Consider the following 21,079-nt stretch of genomic DNA (forward strand, 5'->3'; position numbering starts at 1 on the left):
GTCATCCGATTCTAAATGGCGGCGCCAGGGGTGGAAGCGGCGGCGATGCAACCGAATGTCTCTCTCGCGGCGAATCCGGGAACGGGATCTCCCGGCTACCAGCGAGGCTTGCGAGCGGCGCCGGCCCCCAGGAGCAGCAAGGCGCAGCCGGCGGCCAGCCAGGCGGTCAGGGGGAATGCCGCATCCGGCGAGGCCGACGCGGGGCGCTTCTCCTGCAGGGCGAAGCCACGCACTTGCCGCCGGCCGGACGCTTGCGCCTGACCGGCGGGCCCGGGAGACGCAGCGCCGGCCGGCGAAGGCGCGGCGCCGACCGCGAGCCTTTCCTGACGCGCATGGCAGGCCGCCTGTGCGCAATGGGCGCCATGCGCCGCGGTTTCCTGCGCCAGCAGTTGCTCCAGCTGCGCACGGACCTGATCACCGGCCGCCCACTTGCCGCGCTCGATGGCGTCGAGCAGCGCGCCGATCAGTTGCTGGCGCGCATGCGGGTTGTGCCGCGCGAAGTAGTCCCGCAGGCCAAGCCGGTACGTGTCGTCCACATAGATTTCCTTGACCGCCTGCCAGTCGCCGTCGGTCACCAGTTCGGGCGTGGTCACGTCCCACAGCAGAAGATGCTCGGGGAGCTGCGCCATGTAGCGGGCGCCGTTGTAGCCGCTGGCCTGCATGGCGCGGATCCAGGCGGGATTGAAGTAGCGGCTCTGCAATTCCGCGCCATAGCTGCGGGCCAGGTCGTCGATGCGTGCCTGCCCGGGACGGGGGTCCTTCAGGTCCGCGATATAGTTGGCGACGGCGCGCCCCGTGCGTTCGCGTACCGCCATGCCAATCCCCCCCAGATAAGCGGCGGCCATGGGCGTATCGAGCAGGCCATAGACGTTGGAGCTGCGGCTGAACACCGCGGCATCGACGCCGTCGAGCTGTACGCCGAAGCCGGCGCCGTCGGACTCGCCCTGGGCGCCGCCGCCGTAGGCGTGCGACATCCGGTCGGCGTAGAGCCCGGCAAGACGGGCGTCGGTCCATTCGGCGCCCGCCTTGATGGCGAACTGGGTCGATGGGGAATACGCGCCGGGGGCGGTCGAGTAGACTCGCCGCAGCGCCCGGCGGCGTGCCTCTTCTTCAGGCAGGCCCTGGCTCGCGAGCAGCGCGATCGCACTCGTGCTGGCGGCCCGCACGGCGTTGTCCGGTTCGTCCGCACCCGCCGCCAGCGCGACCGCCCTGGCGATCAGCTCGATCTTGTCGCGGAAGTGATCGCGGTAGGTTCCCGAGGTCGTCACCAGAACGTCCACGCGTGGCCGGCCCAGCGCGGCACGGCTCTCGAGCTCCACGTCCACTACCTCGCCGCGCGGATTCCAGACCGGGCGCACGCCAAGCAGCCGCAGGATCTGCGCCTCGATCGCGCCCTGGTTCTGCGCCGACTCGCCGGACCACAGCACGAAAGCCACCTTGCGCGGCGGCTGGCCATGTTCGAGCCGATACGTGGCCACCAGGTCGTCGGCCAGGCGAACGCCCGTCTCCCATGCATCCCGCGTAGGCAGGCGACGAGTGGCCAGCGTATAGGGGTTGCGGCCGGGCGGCAGCGCATCGGGATTGCGCACGGCGTCGGCCATCGGACCCGGCTCGATGTACCGGCCCTGCAAGGCGTCGACGATGGCATCCATCTCGCGTGGCGCCTGCTCGATGCGCCGGGCATAGTCATCGATGCGGGCCCGCATCCCGTCGGCAAGCGCCGGGCCGGACGCTTGTCCATCCAGCGCCGCGCGCACCACGGCGAGCGCCGGTGGATGCTCCGCATCGCCAGCGACCATGGCGTGGACCATGCGCGCCTTGGTCTCGGCGTCCGGGACCTGGCCCAGCACGTGGCCGCCGGCGGGCATCACGGCGCGCGCCACCTCGTCCAGGTAGCGGCGCAGCGCGCGCTCCAGTTCGGGCCATTGCGCCCGCGCCGGATCCAGCCCGAGGTCGCGGGCCAGCGGCTGCGCGAGCCGCCTGGCTTGCGCGTGCCCGGCCCGCGCATCCGCGGCGGCGTCGAGCGCGTCGCGCATCGCTTCGAGCCCGGGCGGCAGGCCGCCCTGGACCAGCGGCGGCATGAAGCCGGTGGTCACCGCCATCGCCCGGCGTTTGTTGCCCACGCCACCGTTGGCTTGCAGCGGCGTGGGCTGGATGTGGGGAAGGTCGCCGGCCAGCGCGCCGATCCAGTCGTCGCGCGCCGGCCCCTGCTGCTTGCCCGGCATCAGCGAGAGCTGGGTGAAGAACGGCAGATAGGCATCCGCGTGAAGATCGCGCGCCATCCACAGGTAGAACGCGATGTACTGGTGATGGGGCGGCAGCGCCTCCTTGGAGGCGAGGGCCCCGTCGTCCTGCAGATAGCCCCATACCGGATGCGGAGCCAGGGCGATCTTGCCGAAGCGCAGCACCGGTATGGCGAGCTGGCGCCGGCCTTCGGCGTCCGTGTGCACCATGATGCGGCCCGGCGGCGGTCCCCAGCGGGCTTCGGTCTGCGCCCGCAGATCCGCGGGCAGCGTGCGGTACCACGCCAGGTAGCGCGATTCCGGAATCAGCACGAGCCCGCCCTGCCTCGCGCGCCGAGCCAGTTCGGCGGCGGCGTGCGGTCCGCTCGCGTTGGAAGCGTCCTCGGCCATGCGACGCGCGAGTTCGTGGGCGTCGGGCAGCTCGCCCGGCCCGAGGTCGTAGCCTTCGGCGCGCAGCCGCGCCAGCAGGGCCACCAGGCTGGCCTGGGCATCCAGGTAAGTATCCGGATCGCTGCCGACGTCGCCCGGATCGCCGCTTTCGCTGTGATAGGCGATCACGAGACGCTTGTCCGCGTTCGGCAGCCTGTGCAGACGCGCCCAGGCGAGCGCGCGCGATACCCGCCACGCCACCTGTCCGGCCAGCGCCACGTGCACCGGCATGCCGCGCGCATCCGGCTCGCGCGCCCCGACCATCATGGGCTCGACGATGCCGCTGGCCTCGCTCATCGCCAGTTGGCCGCTGCGGTCGGGCGCAAACCCGCCCGGATCGGAACGCCATTGCTCGGGCGTGCGGGCGTAATCCGTCGTGCAATTGAGCACCGCCACGCCCAGCCGGCGCGCCTGGGCCACGCCCGCCGCGTGATCGGCATAGTCGATCTGGCTGGCGCACAGGATCAGGACGTCGATGGCGGGCCGGCCGCGGGCATCCTCGAAATGCCGCAACGATACCTGGCTGTTGCTGCGCCACATGGGCACGGGCAGACCTCCCTGCCGCTCCACCTCTTCGATAAGCGCGTCGATGACCGTCGTGTTGCCGCCCAGAGCAAGACTGCGATAGAACATCAATCCGACCCGGGGCCGCGAGGCCGCGTCGCGAAGCCGCAGCGCGGCCCAGGCGAGATAGCCGTCGAGGCTGTCGAAGACGCCGGCGTGCCGGGGATGGTAGAACGCCTGGTCCGGATAGACGATCGGCGGCTGTGGGGTCACGGCCTGGCCCAGCAGCCGGGCGGCCAGATAGTCGAACAGGCGCGCGTAGTTTTCCGCCGTGGCGTTGGCCCAGTAGCGGGAGGCATCGGGCACGGCGGCTATCGGCACGTTGCCGTCCACCCACTCGGTGCCGTTGAGCACCAGCACCCGCGTGTGCCGCGCGGCTTGTGCCAGGCGGTTCCGGTATTGCGCCAGTCGCGGCCCGACTCCCTCGACCAGGACGAGGTCATAGCCACCCAGGTCCACGCCATCCAGTCCAGGCAGGTAACCGCCGCCCAGCCCGAAGAGGTCGATGCGGAACCGATCGCGCCGCCGGTCCACCGCCTCTTGCATGGCCGCCGGCTGCTGCGCCAGCTCGATGGAAACCACGGCGATCCTGGGCAGCGAAGGCGCCGCGCCGATAGCCGTTGCCGCGATCCCGGCCAACACGGCGCCGCAGAGGTTGGCGATCAGCCATGGCCAGATCCGGGACGGCCCATGGGCGCGCGGCGCCAACGCGAGCCGCCGCCGGCACAAGGCAATCCAACCGCCGAATGCGTTCACGGCGCGCCACCCTCCGGTACGTAGACCACCTGTCCATCGGGCAGTTGGTACGCCACGCCCAGGCGCTGCCCCTCTCCCGACAACTCGCGGTCGCTGACGCGCTCGACCTTGATCTGCTTCTTGTCCTTGCGCACGACTTCGAGCTGCCCCTCGCGCGTGGTGCGCGTGAGCGTCCATGACGCGTCCTCGCTGAACAGGTCTTGCGCTCCCAGCACTGAGAACAGCGCCACGGCCATGGCCACGATGAACGCCAGGCTGGCATCGAACAGGTTGGCCACGCCGGCCAGCGGATCGTCCGCCCGCGTACGGACGCGGCGTGGACGGGCAAAGCGCAGACCACGCCTCATCGATCGCTCCCGTCCCTGAGCACCTGCTCGGCGCGCAGGCGGATCGCATCGAGGTCTTCATGGCTCCAGCCTTCGCGCACCATGGCGATCACATAGGCCACTACGCCCACCGCGATTCCCACCACCGTGCTGGAGAACGCGACCACCATGTTGCCTGCCAGGTCCGGGAGATCGCCCCGGGCCAATCCGTTGAGCGCGGCCGCCATGGGTATCAGGGTGCCCATCAACCCCAGCGACGGTCCGGCCCGGACGGCGAAGCGCACCGTATCGAGGCTGCGCTGGGCCGCGTTCTCCGCCTGCATCAGGATCGCTTCGAGCCGCAGGTCCGGCGCTTCCCCCCCTTCCCGCGCCACCGCTTCGATCATGGCCAGGTAGCGCGCCTGCGCCGGCCGCCGGCCGCGCAGCCGTTGCCATCCCCCGCGCGCGAACATGCCGAGCGCGACCAGTATCCACGCCAGCAAGGCCACCAGCAGCACGAGCGCCGGATAGAACAGCAGGTTCGAGATCTGTTCGAGAAGCAGTTTCAATTCCATGAGAGTCTCTCTTTCGCCAGGACCGGGTCACAGCGCGCGCGTGTAGCGCAGGTAGAAGGCGCGGCCCGGCATGATGTAGTCGGCCTTTTCGTAGTAGTCGCGGTCGAACAGGTTGGCGATGTCCACGCGCAAGGTGTCGCGCGCCGTCAGCTTCCAGCGCGCGCTCAGATCGATCACGGTGAACGATGCATTGGCGAACACGCCGCCGCGGCCGCCGGTGTAGATGCGGCCCTGGCTGTTGTCGGAGTCGTAGCGGGTGCCGTTGTGGCGCACGGTCATGGTGGCCGACAGGTCGCTGCCGTTGCTCACCGTCAGCGAGACATTGGCCTTCCACTTGGAGGCGTTGCGTATCGGCGCGGCGCCGGTGACGTCGAAGTCCTCGGCCTGCAGCAGCCGGGTGACGCTGCTCGCCACGCCCAGGCGGCCGGCCGGCAGGCCGAACAGGACGCCGGCGTCGAAGGCCAGCCGTCCCTCCAGGCCGCGCATGCGCGAGGTATCGGCGTTCTCGTAGCTGCTGATACGCTCGGCCGGCGTTTCGCTGACGATGACAGAGCGTATGCGGTCGCGGATGCGCGCGTCGAAATATGTCAGGTCGGCATCGACCTCGCGCGTGGCATAGCCCACGCCCAGGTCGTAGCTGGTGCTGCGTTCCGGCTTCAGGCCGGGATTGCCCACGCTCAGCCGCCGCTGGCTGCCTGCGAATTCCTCGTTCTGGCCCGCCAGCTCGCTGCCCTGCGGCGGCGCGAAGGCCGTGCCCGCGGACGCATGCACGCGCCATGCCGGCGCCAGCTTGTAGACCACCCCGCCGCGGGGGTTGAAACTGGTGAAGCTCGACGAGGCCGGCGTGAAACGAGCCTTGTAGGGCGTGGCCAACGTGCTCGCATCGATCCAGTCATTGCGCGCGCCCAGCGTCAGCACCAGGCGATCATCCAGCAGATGGCTGGCCAGCTCGGCGAACAAGCCCTTGCTGTCGCGACGCTCGTTGGGACTGTACGGCGCCGTTTGCGCTCCGGACGACAGATACGAAAAACGCTCGGCCTCGACCCGTTGCCAATCGAAGCCATAGGTCAGCGCGAACGTCTCGTTAAGCGTCCAGGTGTCCTGGGCCTGCAAGCCCTTGTAGCGGGACACCGTGCGGCTGGACCGATAGCGCGGCGCGGCGGCCGGAACGGTCAGGTAGTTGTAGTCCTCACGCGAGGCGTAGGTGACAAGGCTGATCTGGTGGCGCTCCGGCGTGATCCGCAGCCGCAGGTCGCCGCTGACGCGGCGGGTCTCGTTGCCCGAAGCGTTGGGCGGATCGTAGCTCAGCGGGCCCGGCGCATTGTTGGACAGATCCGCCGCGTCCACGGAAGCGTCGACGCGCACGATCTCATGAAGATCCATCCCCAGGCGCAGCCGCCCGGAAGTGCGCCGCGAATCGCTATTGGGCCGGCGGTCGCCCGCGCCGGTACGGAAATCGCCGGCCTGCTCCACATAGCCCGCGGCCAGGTCGAAATCGGCGCGCTCGGACAGCGAACCGCCTATCGCAACCTCGCCCCGGTACGTCTCGAACGAACCGTAGCCGACGCTGGCGCTTCCCCGCAGCGGTCCCTTCGAGTGCCGGGTGATGATGTTGACCACGCCGCCCATGGCCGACGCGCCGTAGAGCGACGAGGCCGGCCCCTTGAGCACCTCCACGCGCTCGATGCTGTCCCGCGCGAGCGTCGTGAAACTGGTCGATCCCGACGGGCGGCCGTCCACCAGCACCAGCGTGCGCGGGTTGATGGTGAACTCGAAATTGGGACGCAGGCCGCGCAACCCGATGCCCGCAAGGCCATTGGGATACTGGATGACGTCGACGCTGGCGTTCTTCTTGACCAGGTCCAGGAAGGTCGTGCCGACGGTCGTATCGAGCGCGTCGGCATCGATCACCTCCATCGACGACGCCACATCGCTGGCCGATTGCTCGCTGCGGGTGGCCGTTACGACCACCGTGTCCAGCGCCTGGGAAGGCGATGCCTCCCCGGAACTCTGCGCGTACGCCAACGACGACGCGATCAAGGCAGCCAAGCCGCCCACCCCGGTTTTCATGCTTCCCTGCCCCACGATGCGATTCCCGAATCGCGCACCTTAATGCAACTCTGTATCTTATGCAACTTAGTGTCATTAAAGACGTGCAGGCATAGAACTTGGCCGCCTCGAGACGGAAAGCGCGGGCAACCCATCCGGACACGGGAGTGCCCATGGCGAACTGCCAGCGCGATCGCGTTTCGCGCTATCCTTGCCACTCGGGCGGTGCGGTCGCCGCCCTGGCTCTCGATTCCGTTTTCATGTCCCCGTCCGGTCCGGCCGGCTCCGCCGCCATCATTCCCACGCTGCCCACGCACCGTCCCGCTTCTCCGGCTTGCCCGCAAGGGAAGCCGTGATGGGCGTCTTCCACATCTATTTCTCCATCCTCAGTCTGCTGGCCCCGCTCCTGGTGGTCATCGGCGTCGGCACCACCTGGGGCAAGCTGGGACACGCCTTCCCCGCCCAGTTCGTCACGGTGCTGGCCACCACCGTCACCACCCCGGCGCTGGTGTTCAACACCCTGGTCACGACCCAGCTCAGCAACGAGATCATGGCCACCGTGGCCGGCGCCACGGTGCTGGCGCTGGCCCTGTGCATGGGCGTTTCGGCGCTGGCGCTCAAGCTGTGCAAGCTGCCGGTGCGCAAGCTGCTCCAGACCACGACCTTCCCCAACGCCGGCAACCTGGGGCTGCCGATCACGCACCTGGCTTTCGGCGATGCCGGCCTGTCGACCTCGATCGCGTTCTTCGCCGTCTGCTCGTTCATCCAGCACACCGTGGGCGTGCGCACGCTGCCCAGCGCGAACGGCATGCCGGCGGCGTGGAAAAGCCCCATTCTGATCGCCTCGGTACTGGCCGTGGCCTGCCGGGTCTTCAGCTACACGCCGCCGCAGTGGATCATGGAGTCGGCCCAGTTGCTGGGCAGCATGACCGTGCCGCTGATGCTGCTGGGGCTGGGCCACGCGCTGGCGCTGATTCCCGCGGCCGGCCTGCGGCTGGGCGGCATCGTCGGCGCCATCCGGCTCGTGGCGGGACTGGCCACGGGCGCGGCGGCGGCGTGGCTGGTGGGGCTGCCGGCCGACATGATCGGCAACGTGGCCCTGCAGATGGGCATGCCCTGCGCGGTGGTCAGCTACATGTACGCGCGCCGCTATACCGACATGGGCGACACGGCGGCGGGCGCGGTGCTGATCTCGACCGTGGTGTTCCTGGTGCTGGCGCCTTTCCTGTTGTGGCTGCTGGGCTCGCCGGTGGCGGGCTAGGCCCGGCGTTCAGTCCTGGCCGGCGCGCCGGTGCTGCCTGGGCGTCATGCCGTAGCGGCCGCGGAAGGCGCGCGAGAAATGCGCCTGGCTGGCAAAGCCCCAGCGGTAGGCGATGTCGCCGATGGACAGCCTGCGGGTGCCTTCGCCCGCGAGTTCCTGGTGGGCCCGCTCGAGCCGCTTGTCCCAGATCCACTGGCTGACGCTGCGGTCCCGGTGGGCGAACAGGCGGTGCAACTGGCGCACGGACAGCCCCAGGGCGCGCGCCACCTGCTCGGCATCCAGCGCGGGATCGTGCAGGTGCTCGGCAATGAAGGCCTCGGCGCGCAGCAGCCGCCACGCGGCCATGTCGTTCAGTTCGCGCGCCGCGCCGGGATCGACTGCCGCGCGCAGCAGGTGGCGGGCCTGCTCGGCCACGCCGGACACGGCGTCGGCGCGCGGCCGCTCGACGAAATCCATCGCCATGGTACGCAGCGTGTTGGCCAGCAGCCGGCCGGTGCGCAGCCGGTTGTCCACCTGGATGGGCGCCGCGGGCCGCATCTCGCGCCGGCCCCGGAACAGCCGTTCGGCCTCGACCTCGACGATGATCTGGCGCATGTCGCCGGTGAAACCGTACAGGTAGGGAATCGCATTGGAATAGACGATGACGTCGCCGGCGCGCACGGTGTAGCACTGGCCCGACTGGAACAGGAAGGCGTCGCCTTCGAGCAGGATGCAGGCGAAGACGGAATCCTTGGGGTGGGTCTTGAGCAGCGAGCGGGTCCGCTCGATGACGTGCTGGTTGCCGCGGATCTCGGTAAAGGCGACGTCGTCCGCGTCGAACACGCGGCCCTGGGCGCGCAGCCCGTGCGGATCGTAGGTCGAACAGGTCAGGCCGATCAGCTGCGAGGCGTTGTACGACTCCCAGAATGCCAGCCGCTGGGAAGACGGCACCTGATCGGTGGAGGCCTGCGCGCGAGGGGACAGGGTCGTGCTCATGGTCGTGCCCGTGGGAGAACCGCCCGGCAGCGGGGCGGATGGCGTCCAACATGGCGGCGGCGCCGCAGCTTACGCCGATGCTAGCACGGCCCACCCGGGGTCCCGGCCCGGGTTGACCCTAGGGGGTCTCCCCCCTGCCGCCGGCAGCCATGTCGCGCACAGTCAAATTCCCCGTCCCGCCGGGACAAGCGGCCGGACGGCGCGCTGGCTACATTGGCACGATCCATGGAAGATCAGGAGGCCCCCATGCTCAAGACCGCCGGCAACGAGTTCTGGCGCGACATCGCTCCCATCGCCGACGTGTTCAAGCCCGATGCCAGGCCCGAGGTCCACATCGGCAACGCGCCCACCGACGACAGGAAATGGTATGTCCCGTTCACCGATACGGTGGCCTCGCGGCCGCTGTGGATCTCGCCTTCCGAGAACCGCTGGTGCGACATCCTGCGCGCCGACGCCGCCGGGCTGGTCAACCGCCACTACCATCCGCACGAGGTGTTCGCCTACACGATCTCGGGCAAGTGGGGCTATCTGGAGCACGACTGGATCGCCACCGCCGGCGACTTCGTCTACGAGACCCCGGGCGAGGGCCATACGCTGGTGGCCTTCGAGCACGAACAGCCGATGAAGGTGTTCTTCATCGTGAAGGGGCCGCTGATCTGGCTGGACGAGAAGGGCCAGTCCACCGGCCACTTCGACGTGCACGACTACATCGCGATGTGCCGCGCGCACTACGAGAAGATCGGCATGGGCGCCGCCTACGTTGACACGCTGTTCCGCTGAACCAGGCCCTCCGTGGCCGATGCGACATAACGAAAACCAGGAGACGACATCATGCAACGCAGGCAATTCGCGACCTTGCTCGCGGCGGCCGCCGCCACCGCGATGGCGGCGCCGGCGCTGGGCCAGTCCGGCGCCCCGGCCGAGATCCGCATCGGCTACGCCATTTCCAAGACCGGCGCCTACGCCGGCGGAGCCAGCACCACGGTGCTGCCCAACTACCAGATGTGGGCGGCCGACGTGCAGAAGGCCGGCGGCATCGAGATCGGCGGCAAGCGCGTGCCGGTGAAGTTCTTCGAGTACGACGACCGCAGCAATTCGGAAGAGGCCGTGCGCGCGGTGGAACGGCTCATCAACCAGGACAAGGTGGACTTCATCCTGCCGCCCTGGGGCACGGCCATGAACCTGGCCGTGGCGCCCATCCTGCACAAGCACGACTACCCCCACCTCGCCACCACGATGATCTCGGACCGCATCCCGCAGCTGCGCGAACGCTGGTCCAATCTGTTCTTCTTCACGCTTACGTCCACGGACTATGCCAACGGCGTGGTGGACGTGCTGACGCGGCTGCGCGAGGAAGGCAAGATCAAGGGCAGGGTCGCCATCGTCAACGTGGCCGACCAGTTCGGACTGGAGCTGTCCAAGGCCGCGCGCGAGGGCCTGAAGAAGGCGAAGTTCGACATCGTCTACGACCAGAGCTATCCGCTGGGCTCGCAGGAGTTGCAGACCATCCTGAACGAGGTACGCCGACGCGAGCCCGAGGCCTTCCTGGCCTTCAGCTATCCGCCCGACACCATGTCGCTGAACGACCAGGCCAAGGTCGTGGGTTTCAACCCCAAGGTCTTCTACACCGCGATCGGCACGGTGTTTCCCATGTTCAAGAACCGCTTCGGCGCCAATGCCGACGGCGTCATGGGCCTGGGCGGCGTCAGCGCCGAGCTGCCCGTCACGCGCGACTACCGCGAGCGGCACCGCGCCATGTTCAAGCAGGAGGCGGACTACAACGGCAGCGCCGTCACCTACGCCACCCTGCAGATCCTGGAGCAGGCCATCACGCGCGCGGGTTCCATCGACCGCAAGGCCGTGTCCGAGCAGATCCGCACCGGCAGCTTCGAAACCGTGCTGGGTCCCGTCAAGCTGACCAACCGCCTGTGGGCCGAAGCCTCCAGCGTGGGGCAGTGGCAGGACGGCGTGTTCCAGCCCATCTCGCCCAAGACCGCCATCGGCGTCAAACCCGCGTTCTTCCCCAAGCCCGCATGGAAATGACGACGGGAGACATGACGGCGGATCACGTCCTGCGCTGCGGCCCCGGCACGGTGGTGTGGGGCTTCCTGGGCCCGGACGTGCCGCCCGCGCTGCGCATACGGCCGGGCGACACGGTGCGCATCGACACGGTGAACGCCGTGGGCGTACCGCTGCCGCCCGACGAGGCGCTGGCCTTCTTCGGGCATCACGGCCTGCCCCTGGAAGGACCGGTGGCCGAGATTTTGGAAATCATGCGTACCGTGCCCAAGGACGTCGGCCCGCACATCCTGACCGGCCCGGTCCAGGTGGAAGGCGCCGAGCCCGGCGACGTGCTGGCGGTGGAAATCCTGGCCGTGGCGCCGCGCGAGCCGGCCTACGGCGTCAACTTCGCCCGCCCCGGCGCGGGCGCGCTGCCGGAGCTGCTGAAGGAACCCCGGCTCAAGCTGATGCGCCATGACCTGGCGGGCGGCGTGGCCCGCTTCGACGAACGCATCGCCATCCCGCTGGCGCCGTTCATGGGCACCATGGGCGTGGCGCCCACCCGCAAGGTGTCCTCGATCCCGCCCGGCCCTTTCGGCGGCAACCTGGACCTGAAAGACCTGCGGCCGGGGGCGGTGCTGTACCTGCCGGTGCAGGTGGCGGGCGCGGACTTCTTCGTCGGCGACGGGCACGCGGCCCAGGGCCATGGCGAGGTGAACCTGACCGGACTCGAAACCTCGATGACCGGCGTATTCCGCTTCGCGCTGCACAAGGCCCGCAGCCTGCGCTGGCCCATGGCCGAGACCGGCGAGCACTACATCGCCATGGGCCTGGACGAAGACCTGGATGCCGCCGCCGAACTGGCCGTCTCGCAGGCGGTGGCCGTGCTGCGGCATTTCGGAGAACTGTCCGAGGCCGATGCCTACGCGCTGTCCAGCCTGGCCGTGGATTTCGAGATCACGCAGATGGTCGACGGCGTCAAGGGCGTGCATGGCCGCATCCCCAAGCGGCTGCTGGCCGCCTGCCCGCGCGCGGCGGGCCGCCGGTGGGGCCCGCTTCCCTGAACGGGACTTCCCGACTCTTTCCAGGACACGACTCATGAACATGAAAGACCAGGTCTGCATCGTTACCGGCGGTGCCGGCAGCCTCGGGCTGCACAGCGCGCTGGCCATGCTGGAACAGGGCGCGCGCGTCCTGCTGGTGGACCTGCGCGCCGACGCGCTGGAAGCCGCGCGCGCCCGTGCGGCCGGCCACGGCGACCGGGTGGCGGTCTTCGCCGCCGACGTCGCCGACCCCGGGCAGGCCCGCGCCTACGTCGATGACGCCCTGCGGCGCTGGGGGCGGCTGGACGTGCTGGTCTGCAATGCCGGCATCAACGGCGCCATCCAGCCCATCGCCGACTATCCCGACGAGGTGTTCGACGCCGTCATGGCCGTCAACGTCAAGGGTAGCTTCCTGGCCTGCAAACACGCCCTGCCGCGCATGGCCGACGGCGGCAGCATCGTCATCGTCTCCAGCGTCATGGGCGTGACGGCCGACCCGGGGGTGTGCGCCTACGCCACCTCCAAACACGCGCTGATCGGCCTGATGCGCGTGGCCGCCAAGGAAGCCGCCGGCCGCGGCATACGCGTCAATGTCGTCGCCCCCGGCCCCATCGCCAACGACTTCCAGGCCGACATCGAACGCCGGCTGGGCGAGGCGCTGGGCCTGGACGCCACCCGCATGCTGGACCAGGCCATCCCGCTGGGCCGCCATGCCCGCGTCGAGGAAATCGCCCAGACGATACTGTTCCTGGCCTCGAAACAGGGCAGCTTCTCGACCGGCAGCGTGTTCATGGCCGACGGCGGCATGCACGTCTGATGCGGTGTCCGCCTCAAGTCCCGGGCAACGGGGCCGTTAATCCCGCCATGCCTCACCCGGACCCGATGCCATGCCGCCCGTCACACCCATTTCCGCTTCGTTGTCGATCTCGCACCTGAGGCTGTCGAACGAGACCGATGGCCAGGCGAACGCCCCTGCCGCGGACGCCTCGGCCATTCTGCGGGGGCTGGGCGCTCCGGCCAGCGAAAAGTCCACGGCCAAGGCCGCCGAGGCGGACAGCGGCGACAGCAACGACTCGTTCGCGGTGAAAGCGCTGAAGAAGCGCATCAAGGAGCTGCAGAAGCAACTGGCGCAGGCCCAGGCGGAACTGGAGCGCGTGCGCGCCAGTTCGATGTCGGCCGAAGCCAAGGCGCGCGCCGTGGCGTCCGCGCAGTCGCGCATCAACAGCCTGGCCGGCGCGCTGCAAACGGCGATGTCCGAGTTGGCCAAGGAACTCGATCGGTCGGGGTCGGGCGCCGCCGGATCGCTGGTGGATACGCGGGCCTGAAGGCTATCCGCGGTCGGCCCCCTGCCCGGCCGCGTCCACCGACACCATGGCCGCGCCCGCAGCGGCCGGGCGAGGCCAGGGCGTCTTGTCGCGCATGGCCGGATCGGCCTTGAGCAGGTCGGCGATGAATTCGATGACGGCGCGCGTGCGCAGCGGCAGGTTGCGGCGCGACGGATAGACGATGTAGAGCGGCAGGCGAGCCGGCGGGAACTCCGGCAATAGCGAGACCAGCCGCCCCGCGTCCAGGTCGTCGGCCACCATCAGGTGCGACAGGATGGCGATGCCGTTGCCGCCCAGCACGGCCTGGTGCACGGCCGATGCATTGTTCGCCCGCAGCCGGCACGGCACGTTCACCGAGAACTGCCCCTCGGCGGCCTCGAACCACCAGGTATCGTCCTTGCCCCAGCGGCTGTAGACCACGCACTCGTGGTGGCGCAGGTCCTGGGGCGACCGGGGCGCGGTCCGGCCGGCCAGGTAGGACGGCGCGGCCACCAGGAAGGCCGAAGTCATGCCCACCCGCCGCGAGATCAGCGAACTGTCGTCGATGGGCCCCAGGCGCACTTCCAGGTCCAGGCCGTCCTCGATCAGGTTGCTGGTGCTGTCGCGCACCACCATGTCCAGGCTCAGGCCGGGATGGCTGTCGAGCAGGTCGCGCACGTGGTTGCAGATGTGCAGGGCCAGCGGCGCGGGCAGGCTGAGGCGGACCTTGCCGGTGGGCCGGGCCTGCTCCGGGCTGGCGGACACGCTCAGGCTTTCGGCGGCCTCGACCAGGCTGCGGGCGGCGGGCAGCAGGTTGCGTCCTTCCTCGGTCAGGACCACGCCGGTCGTGCTGCGCTGGACCAGCCGCATGCCGACGTGTTCTTCCAGCGCGCGAACCTGCCGGGAAACGGCGGGCTGGGTGACGCCGCGTTCGTTGGCGACCACCGAGAACGAGCCGGTTTCCGCGACGCGCAGGAAAGCGAGGAGCGAGGAAATCAGGTCCATGGCGAGCTTCCCAGGATACGCCCGCGGGCAGGCCGCGCTTCCATACTTTTTCTACGAACGATTATACGGTCGGCGCTCCTAGTGCCCCGGGTCGATAGTGCCTAGCATTCGCTCGACATGCAGGTAGACCCACACGTACAGGTAGCATCGATGAACACGCAATCGGAATTGCCCACCGGCCCCAGCAAGGCCGAGATGATGCAGGCGGTCAGGGAACTGCTGGACTTCATCGGCGGCCGTCCGCTCGGCCCCGAACTGGAGGCCGCATTGAACGAGCGCTACGGCGCGCACACCGAGGGCTATGCCCGCCTGCTGGCGCTGCTGCGCCGCGGCATGGGCGAGGGCTGGTCCTGTTACGCGGAGATAGACGGCCCGGACTACCGGCGGGGCCGGATCGCGCACGCCTCGCCCGAGACGGATGGATTCACGGTGGAAAGCGGCTGCCTGCGCAACGTGCCGGGCCACTACCACCGGCACCCGCTGGGCGAGATCAACATGATCGGCCCGGTGGACGAGACCGGCCGCTTCTGCGGCGCCGGCGCGGGCTGGAAGGTCTTTCCCCCCGACAGCTCGCACTTCCCGACCGTTACGGGCGGCATGGTCACCATGCTGTTCTTCCTGCCCGACGGCCAGATCGAATACAGGAACCCGCCTTCGGCGCCCTGAGCGGCGCTTCTCCTGCAGCACCCCGGTTCCCATCTCAACCTTCTACATCCAGGGGTATCCATCATGCACGTCAAATGGCTCGCATTGCCGCTCGCAATGCTATTGGGAATGTCCGCCCAGGCCGCGGACAAGGTGAAGATAGGTTTCATCAGCACGTTGTCGGGACCGCTGGCGGCGCTGGGGACGGAAATCCGCGACGGGTTCCGGCTCGGCCTGGACGAGACCGGCAACCGGATCGGCGGCCTGCCCGTCGAGGTGGTGGAAGGCGACGACCAGGCCAACCCCGGCGTCGGCAAGCAACTGGCCGACAAGTTCATCAAGCGCGACAAGGTCGATTTCATGACCGGCGTGGTGTATTCGAACGTGATGATGGCGGTGGGCGCGCCGACCTTCGCGGCCCGGACGTTCTACATCAGCGCCGCGGCGGGGCCCGCCTCGCTGGCCGGCGCGCAGTGCAACCCGTACTTCTTCGGGCTGGCCTGGCAGAACGACGGCCAGAGCGAGGCCATGGGCCGCCACATGAGCGACAAGGGCTACCGGCGCGTGGTCATCATGGCGCCCAACTACACGGGCGGCAAGGAAAACCTGGAAGGCTTCAAGCGCACCTTCAAGGGCAGCGTGGCCGACGAGATCTACGTCAAGCTGGGCGAACTGGACTTCGCGTCCGAGATCGCCAGGATCCGCGCCCAGAAACCGGATGCGCTGTTCTTCTTCCTGCCCGGCGGCATGGGCATCAACTTCATCAAGCAGTTCCAGGCCGCGGGGCTGGCGCGCGAGGTGCCTTACTTCGTGCCGGGCTATTCCGCCGACGAGGACACCATCCAGGCGCTGGGCGAGGCGATGGTCGGCCTGCAGAACTCGTCGCACTGGGCCTGGGACCTGGACAACGCCGCCAACCGCAACTTCGTCGCGCGCTTCCAGCAGCGCTACGGCCGGCTGCCGTCGATGTACGCCTTCCAGGGCTACGACGTGGTGCGCCTCTTGGATCGCGCGGTGGCCGACGTGAAGGGAAAGATCGAGGACAAGCGCGCGCTGCACGACGCCATCGCCGCGGCCCGGTTCGAGTCCGTGCGGGGCGCCTTCAAATTCAACACCAACCAGTTCCCGATCAACGACTTCTATCTGCGCGTGGTGCAGAAGGACGAGTCCGGCCGCGTCACCAACAAGACGATCGGCAAGATCATGACGGCGCATACCGACAGCTATGCCGGCGCCTGCAAGATGAAGAACCCCTGACAGAATCACGAGGATCAATCATGGCAGCTCCCAAGATACTTGCTTTCGCCGGCAGCTCGCGCGGCGCGTCGCTGAACAAGCTGCTGCTGGCGGTGGCGGCCGACGGCGCCCGCGCGGCCGGTGCCGACGTCACGCAGATCGACCTGCGCGACTATCCCATGCCGATCTACGACGGCGACGACGAGATGCAGTCCGGCGTGCCCGACAACGCGCTGGTCCTGCGCGGCCTGATCGCCGAGCACGACGCCCTGCTGGTCGCCACGCCCGAGTACAACGGATCGGTCACCGCCCTGCTCAAGAACGCGCTGGACTGGTGCTCGCGCCCGATCAACGGCGAGGACGGCCTGCTGCCCTACCGGGGCAAGATGGTCGCGCTGCTGGCGGCCTCGATGAGCCCGTTCGGCGGCATCCGCGCGGTTACCCACACGCGCGGCATCTTCAACAAGATGGGCGCGATCGTGCTGCCCGACGAAGTGCTGCTGCCGCAGGCCCAGCATGCCTTCGACGCCGGCGGCAACCTGCTGAACGAAACCGCGCGCCAGCTTGCCCGTCAACTGGGGGCGGCGCTGGCCGCGAAGGCGGGGCGAGGCGGCTCATGAGCGCGGTCATCGAGTCCGCGCTGAACGGCATCCAGTTCGGCCTGATGCTGTTCCTGCTGGCCGCCGGCCTGACGCTGGTGTTCGGCATCATGGACATGATCAACCTGGCCCACGGTTCGCTGTACATGTTCGGCGCCTACCTGACCGCCGCGCTGGTCGAGCCCACCGGGTCGTTCCTGCTGGCGATGCTGGTGGCGATGCTGGCCACGGCGGCCATCGGCATGCTGCTGGAGATGACCGTGCTGCGCACGCTGTACCAGCGCGATCACCTGTCGCAGGTGCTGGCGACGTTCGCGCTGATCCTGATCGGCAACGAAGCCGTGCGCATGATCTGGGGCCCGCAGCCGCGCCGGCTGGCGCTGCCCGAACTGTTCTCGGGCCCGGTCGACCTGGGGGCCGGCATCCAGTATCCGTCCTATCGCCTGCTGGTGATAGCCGTGGGCCTGGCGGTGGCCCTGCTGCTGTACCTGGTGGTGGCGCGCACGCGCGTCGGCATGTGGGTGCGGGCGGGTGCCTCCAACCGCGAGATGGCGACCGTCATGGGCGTGGACATCAAGCGCCTGTTCACGCTGGTGTTCGGCCTGGGCGCGCTGCTGTGCGCCGTGGCCGGCGCGTTGCTGGGGCCGCTGCTGTCGGTGCAGGTGGGCATGGGCGAGAGCATCCTGATCCTGGCCTTCGTGGTGGTCGTGATCGGCGGCATCGGCTCGATCCGCGGCGCGCTGGCCGGCTCGCTCATGGTGGGCATGGTCGATACCGTCGGCCGCACGCTGGTGCCCGACGCGCTGGGCACGGTGTTCTCGCCATCGGTGGCCTCGAACCTGGGGCCGACGCTGGCCTCGATCCTGATCTACGTCCTGATGGCGGCCGTGCTGTTCTGGAAGCCGCAGGGCCTGTTTCCTGCACGAGGGTAGACATGGCACCACTGGACCAAATCCTGGGCCGCCGTACCGGCGCCGTCCTGCTGGCGCTGGCCGTGGCCTTTCCGCTGGGCGCCGACTGGCTGGGCCAGGGCTTCTACGTCGACCTGGCCGCGCGCATCATGATCTTCGCGCTGGCGGCATCCAGCCTGAACCTGGTCATGGGCTTCGGCGGCATGGTCTGTTTCGGCCACGCGGCATTCCTGGGCATAGGCGCCTACACGGTGGCCATCCTGATGGACGCCGGCGTGGACGCGGCCTGGATCGCCTGGCCCGCGGCCACGGCGGTGGCCGCGCTGGCGGCCTGGCTGATCGGCGTGATCTGCCTGCGCACGCGCGGGGTGTACTTCATCATGATCACCCTGGCCTTCGCGCAGATGCTGTACTACGTGTTCGTCTCGCTGAACGCCTACGGCGGCGACGACGGCATGCCGCTGGCGGCCCGCTCGGCCCTGCCCTTCGGCCTGGACGCCTCGTCCGACCTGACCTTCTACTACGTCGTGCTGGCCATCCTGGCCCTGGCCATGTGGCTGATGCAGCGCCTGGTCAACGCCCGCTTCGGCCGCGCCTTGCAGGCCATCCGCGAGAACGAGACGCGCATGGAGGCCATCGGCTATCCGGTGTTCCGCATCAAGCTCGCGGCCTTCGTCATCGCCGGCGGCGCGGCCGGCCTGGCGGGCGCGCTGATCGCGAACCAGGCCGGCATGGTCAGCCCCGGCCTGATGTACTGGACCCAGTCGGGCTCGCTGATGATCATGGTCATCCTGGGCGGGGTGGGCTATCTGTACGGCGGCGTCGTGGGCGCCGCGCTGCTGCTGGTGGCGGAAGAATACCTGTCGGGCCTGACGCTGTACTGGCAGTTGCCGCTGGGCATCCTGCTGCTGGCCGCCGTGCTGTACGCCCGCAACGGCGCCTTGAGCCTGGCCGCGAGGTGGCGCCATGGCTGATTCCTGCAAGCTGCAAGTCTCCGGACTGGTCAAGCGGTTCGGCGGGCTGACCGCCACCGACCAGGCCAGTTTCGAGGTCAGGACCGGCGAGATGCACGCCCTGATCGGCCCCAACGGCGCGGGCAAGACCACGCTGATCCACCAGATCTCGGGCGCGCTGCGGCCGGACGCGGGCCGGATCTCGATGGACGGCGCCGACATCACCCAGTTGCCCATGCACCGGCGCGTGCGCCTGGGGCTGGCGCGCTCGTACCAGATCACCAGCGTGTTCAAGGCCTTCAGCGTCCTGGACAACGTGGCGCTGGCGGTGCAGGCCCGCACGGGCGGGGCCGCCGGCTGCTGGCGCCCGGCGCGGCGCGAGGCGGACGTGTATGCGCAGGCCCGGCACGCGCTGGACCGGGTCGGCCTGGCCGCCCGCTTGGACGCCCCGACCCACAGCCTGTCCCATGGCGAGCAGCGCAAGCTGGAGGTGGCCCTGGCGCTGGCCACGTCCCCCAGCCTGCTGCTGCTGGACGAACCCATGGCGGGGATGGGGCCCGAGGAATCCGAGGCGATGGTGGAACTGCTGCTGGGCCTGCGCGGCGAGGTCACCATGCTGCTGGTCGAGCATGACATGCACGCCGTGTTCCGCCTGGCCGACCGCCTCTCGGTCCTGGTCTACGGACGCGTGATCGCCACCGGATCGCCCGAGGCGATCCGCCGCAACGCCGACGTGTGCCGGGCCTACCTGGGCGACGAGGCCATCGTATGAGCGGCATGACGAACCGCATGGAAAATGGAGAAGCGCCATGGAACCGGTACTGGAAGTGAAGGGCTTGCAGGCCGCCTACGGCAGCAGCCAGGTCCTGTTCGACGTCTCGCTGGACATCGGGGCGGGCGCGATGCGCACCCTGCTGGGCCGCAACGGCATGGGCAAGACCACCACGGTACGGACGCTGCTGGGCCTGACGCCGTCGCGCGGCGGCGAGGTGCGCTTTCTGGGCCAGCGCATCGACCGCCTGTCGCCGCACCGCATCGGCCGCCTGGGCATCGCGGTCGTTCCCGAGGGCCGGCAGATATTCCCCAACCTGAGCGTGCGCGAGAATCTGACGGCCTTCGCCGCCAACCGCAGCCGCCAGGCCGAGCCCTGGACGCTGGAGCGCATCTACGCCCTGTTCCCCCGCCTGCGGGAACGCGAGCGGAACATGGGCAACCAGTTGTCGGGCGGCGAGCAGCAGATGCTGGCCATCGGCCGCGCCCTGATGACCAACCCGCACCTGCTGATCCTGGACGAGGCCACCGAGGGCCTGGCGCCGCTGATCCGACAGGAAATCTGGGACTGCCTGGCCGCGCTGCGGCGCGCCGGGCAGACGCTGCTGGTGATCGACAAATATGTCGAGCGCCTGATCGGCATCGCGGACCGGCACACTATCATCGAACGCGGACGCGTGGCGTGGGAGGGCAGTTCGGCGGAACTCGATGCCGACCCGGCCATCTGGCAACGCTACGTGGGTCTCTGACCCCGCGCTTCGCACATGGCACCTGGAGCAATCGCATGAAACACGTATCGATGGCCGGACTGAGCGAGATGCAGCGCTACTGGCTGATCACCGGCAGCGTCGGGCCCCGCCCCATCGCGCTGGTCACCAGCCTGGATGCGGACGGCCTGTGCAACGCCGCGCCGTTCAGCGCGTTCAACTACATGGGCGAGGATCCGCCGCTGTTCGCCATCGCCGTGGTCGCCTACGGGCAGGAAAGCCACCGGCCGGGCGAGGCCAAGGACACGCTGCGCAACATCCGCGAGCACGAGGAGTTCGTGGTGAACATGGTGGACGAGTCCATCGTCGACCAGGCGGTGCAGTGCGGCAGCGATTTTCCCGCGCACGTCTCGGAGGCCGAGGCGGTGGGCTTCACGCTGGCGCCCTGTACCGCCGTGCGGGTGCCGCGCATCGCCGAGGCGCCGATCTCGTGGGAATGCCGGCTGTTCCGTATCCTGGACATCTCGACCCAGCGGGCCATCGTCTTCGGCGAGATCCTGGCGATGAACTTCCGCGACGACCTGCTGGACGAAAAGGCGCTGCGCGTGGACGTCGGGCGCTTCGCCCCGGTGGGCAGGCTGGGCGGGCCGAACTACTGCCTGACGGGCGAGCGGCGCCGCATCCCGGTGCCGACCTACATGCCGGCCACGGGGCAGCCCCGGGAATGATGCCGGCGCGCGGCCCGCG

At 69.2% G+C, this 21,079-nt stretch carries 20 protein-coding genes; 14 read left to right on the forward strand and 6 right to left on the reverse strand.

Translation table 11 applies throughout. The features are described from left to right. Positions 1-95: 95 nt before the first annotated feature. The 4 genes from EV675_RS03995 to EV675_RS04010 are packed head-to-tail and all read right to left on the reverse strand — an operon-like array spanning position 96 to position 6,942. Complete coding sequence (locus tag EV675_RS03995) at positions 96-3,992, reverse strand: cobaltochelatase subunit CobN (protein WP_130356106.1); 3,897 nt, start codon at positions 3,990-3,992, stop codon at positions 96-98. Then, positions 3,989-4,339: a DUF2149 domain-containing protein gene (locus EV675_RS04000; protein WP_130356107.1), complete on the reverse strand. Its 351-nt coding sequence runs from the start codon at positions 4,337-4,339 to the stop codon at positions 3,989-3,991. Before EV675_RS04000 ends, EV675_RS03995 begins: the two co-directional genes overlap by 4 nt. Next, entirely contained in the window at positions 4,336-4,872 is a 537-nt protein-coding gene (locus EV675_RS04005) for a MotA/TolQ/ExbB proton channel family protein (RefSeq protein WP_130356108.1), read from the reverse strand. The genes EV675_RS04000 and EV675_RS04005 overlap by 4 nt, the downstream gene beginning before the upstream one ends. A gap of 27 nt (positions 4,873-4,899) precedes the next feature. Continuing rightward, positions 4,900-6,942 (reverse strand): TonB-dependent receptor, encoded by a 2,043-nt coding sequence (locus EV675_RS04010; RefSeq protein WP_130356109.1) that lies wholly within the window; start codon positions 6,940-6,942, stop codon positions 4,900-4,902. A gap of 331 nt (positions 6,943-7,273) precedes the next feature. Here EV675_RS04010 and EV675_RS04015 point away from each other — a divergent pair, with 331 nt between their 5' ends. Next, on the forward strand, positions 7,274-8,182 hold the full coding sequence (locus EV675_RS04015) for an AEC family transporter (RefSeq protein ID WP_423213208.1): 909 nt from the start codon (positions 7,274-7,276) through the stop codon (positions 8,180-8,182). A 9-nt stretch (positions 8,183-8,191) separates the two neighbouring features. Here the strand turns inward: EV675_RS04015 and EV675_RS04020 are convergent, their stop codons facing one another. Next, a complete protein-coding gene (locus tag EV675_RS04020; RefSeq protein WP_130356111.1) occupies positions 8,192-9,157 on the reverse strand; it encodes a helix-turn-helix domain-containing protein in 966 nt (321 codons plus the stop codon). A 246-nt stretch (positions 9,158-9,403) separates the two neighbouring features. Between EV675_RS04020 and EV675_RS04025 the strand changes: the two genes are divergently transcribed. From EV675_RS04025 to EV675_RS04045, 5 genes are all read left to right on the forward strand, one after another. Beyond that, positions 9,404-9,937, forward strand: a complete 534-nt coding sequence (locus EV675_RS04025) for a 2,4'-dihydroxyacetophenone dioxygenase family protein (protein ID WP_124691932.1) — start codon at positions 9,404-9,406, stop codon at positions 9,935-9,937. Between the two features lie 51 nt (positions 9,938-9,988). Then, positions 9,989-11,200 carry an amino acid ABC transporter substrate-binding protein gene (locus tag EV675_RS04030; RefSeq protein ID WP_130356112.1) on the forward strand — a complete coding sequence of 404 codons (1,212 nt, stop codon included), beginning with the start codon at positions 9,989-9,991 and terminating at the stop codon, positions 11,198-11,200. Between the two features lie 11 nt (positions 11,201-11,211). Beyond that, entirely contained in the window at positions 11,212-12,222 is a 1,011-nt protein-coding gene (locus EV675_RS04035; protein ID WP_165404417.1) for an acetamidase/formamidase family protein, read from the forward strand. Between the two features lie 34 nt (positions 12,223-12,256). After that, on the forward strand, positions 12,257-13,018 hold the full coding sequence (locus tag EV675_RS04040) for an SDR family NAD(P)-dependent oxidoreductase (RefSeq protein WP_130356114.1): 762 nt from the start codon (positions 12,257-12,259) through the stop codon (positions 13,016-13,018). A 70-nt stretch (positions 13,019-13,088) separates the two neighbouring features. Further along, complete coding sequence (locus EV675_RS04045; protein ID WP_130356115.1) at positions 13,089-13,526, forward strand: hypothetical protein; 438 nt, start codon at positions 13,089-13,091, stop codon at positions 13,524-13,526. Between the two features lie 3 nt (positions 13,527-13,529). Here the strand turns inward: EV675_RS04045 and EV675_RS04050 are convergent, their stop codons facing one another. Next, a complete protein-coding gene (locus EV675_RS04050) occupies positions 13,530-14,510 on the reverse strand; it encodes a LysR family transcriptional regulator (protein WP_130356116.1) in 981 nt (326 codons plus the stop codon). A gap of 150 nt (positions 14,511-14,660) precedes the next feature. Between EV675_RS04050 and EV675_RS04055 the strand changes: the two genes are divergently transcribed. The 8 genes from EV675_RS04055 (at position 14,661) to EV675_RS04090 (ending at position 21,060) form a co-directional block, all read left to right on the forward strand. Further along, the gene (locus EV675_RS04055) at positions 14,661-15,176 is read left to right on the forward strand and encodes a 4-hydroxylaminobenzoate lyase (RefSeq protein WP_242621328.1); all 516 of its coding nucleotides are present in this window, start codon (positions 14,661-14,663) and stop codon (positions 15,174-15,176) included. 108 nt (positions 15,177-15,284) lie between these two features. Next, positions 15,285-16,412 carry an ABC transporter substrate-binding protein gene (locus EV675_RS04060; protein ID WP_242621329.1) on the forward strand — a complete coding sequence of 376 codons (1,128 nt, stop codon included), beginning with the start codon at positions 15,285-15,287 and terminating at the stop codon, positions 16,410-16,412. A gap of 20 nt (positions 16,413-16,432) precedes the next feature. Next, entirely contained in the window at positions 16,433-17,011 is a 579-nt protein-coding gene (locus EV675_RS04065; protein ID WP_130356119.1) for an NADPH-dependent FMN reductase, read from the forward strand. Next, on the forward strand, positions 17,008-17,922 hold the full coding sequence (locus tag EV675_RS04070) for a branched-chain amino acid ABC transporter permease (protein ID WP_130356120.1): 915 nt from the start codon (positions 17,008-17,010) through the stop codon (positions 17,920-17,922). The genes EV675_RS04065 and EV675_RS04070 overlap by 4 nt, the downstream gene beginning before the upstream one ends. Before the next feature lie 2 nt (positions 17,923-17,924). Further along, complete coding sequence (locus tag EV675_RS04075; protein WP_130356121.1) at positions 17,925-18,875, forward strand: branched-chain amino acid ABC transporter permease; 951 nt, start codon at positions 17,925-17,927, stop codon at positions 18,873-18,875. Continuing rightward, the gene (locus tag EV675_RS04080) at positions 18,868-19,626 is read left to right on the forward strand and encodes an ABC transporter ATP-binding protein (protein WP_130356122.1); all 759 of its coding nucleotides are present in this window, start codon (positions 18,868-18,870) and stop codon (positions 19,624-19,626) included. Before EV675_RS04075 ends, EV675_RS04080 begins: the two co-directional genes overlap by 8 nt. A 37-nt stretch (positions 19,627-19,663) precedes the next feature. Then, on the forward strand, positions 19,664-20,374 hold the full coding sequence (locus EV675_RS04085) for an ABC transporter ATP-binding protein (protein ID WP_130356123.1): 711 nt from the start codon (positions 19,664-19,666) through the stop codon (positions 20,372-20,374). Between the two features lie 35 nt (positions 20,375-20,409). After that, complete coding sequence (locus EV675_RS04090) at positions 20,410-21,060, forward strand: flavin reductase family protein (protein WP_130356124.1); 651 nt, start codon at positions 20,410-20,412, stop codon at positions 21,058-21,060. The last annotated feature ends 19 nt before the right edge of the window (positions 21,061-21,079 follow it).

Origin of the sequence: Pigmentiphaga kullae (genome assembly GCF_004216695.1) — a bacterium.
GTDB lineage: Bacteria > Pseudomonadota > Gammaproteobacteria > Burkholderiales > Burkholderiaceae_B > Pigmentiphaga > Pigmentiphaga kullae.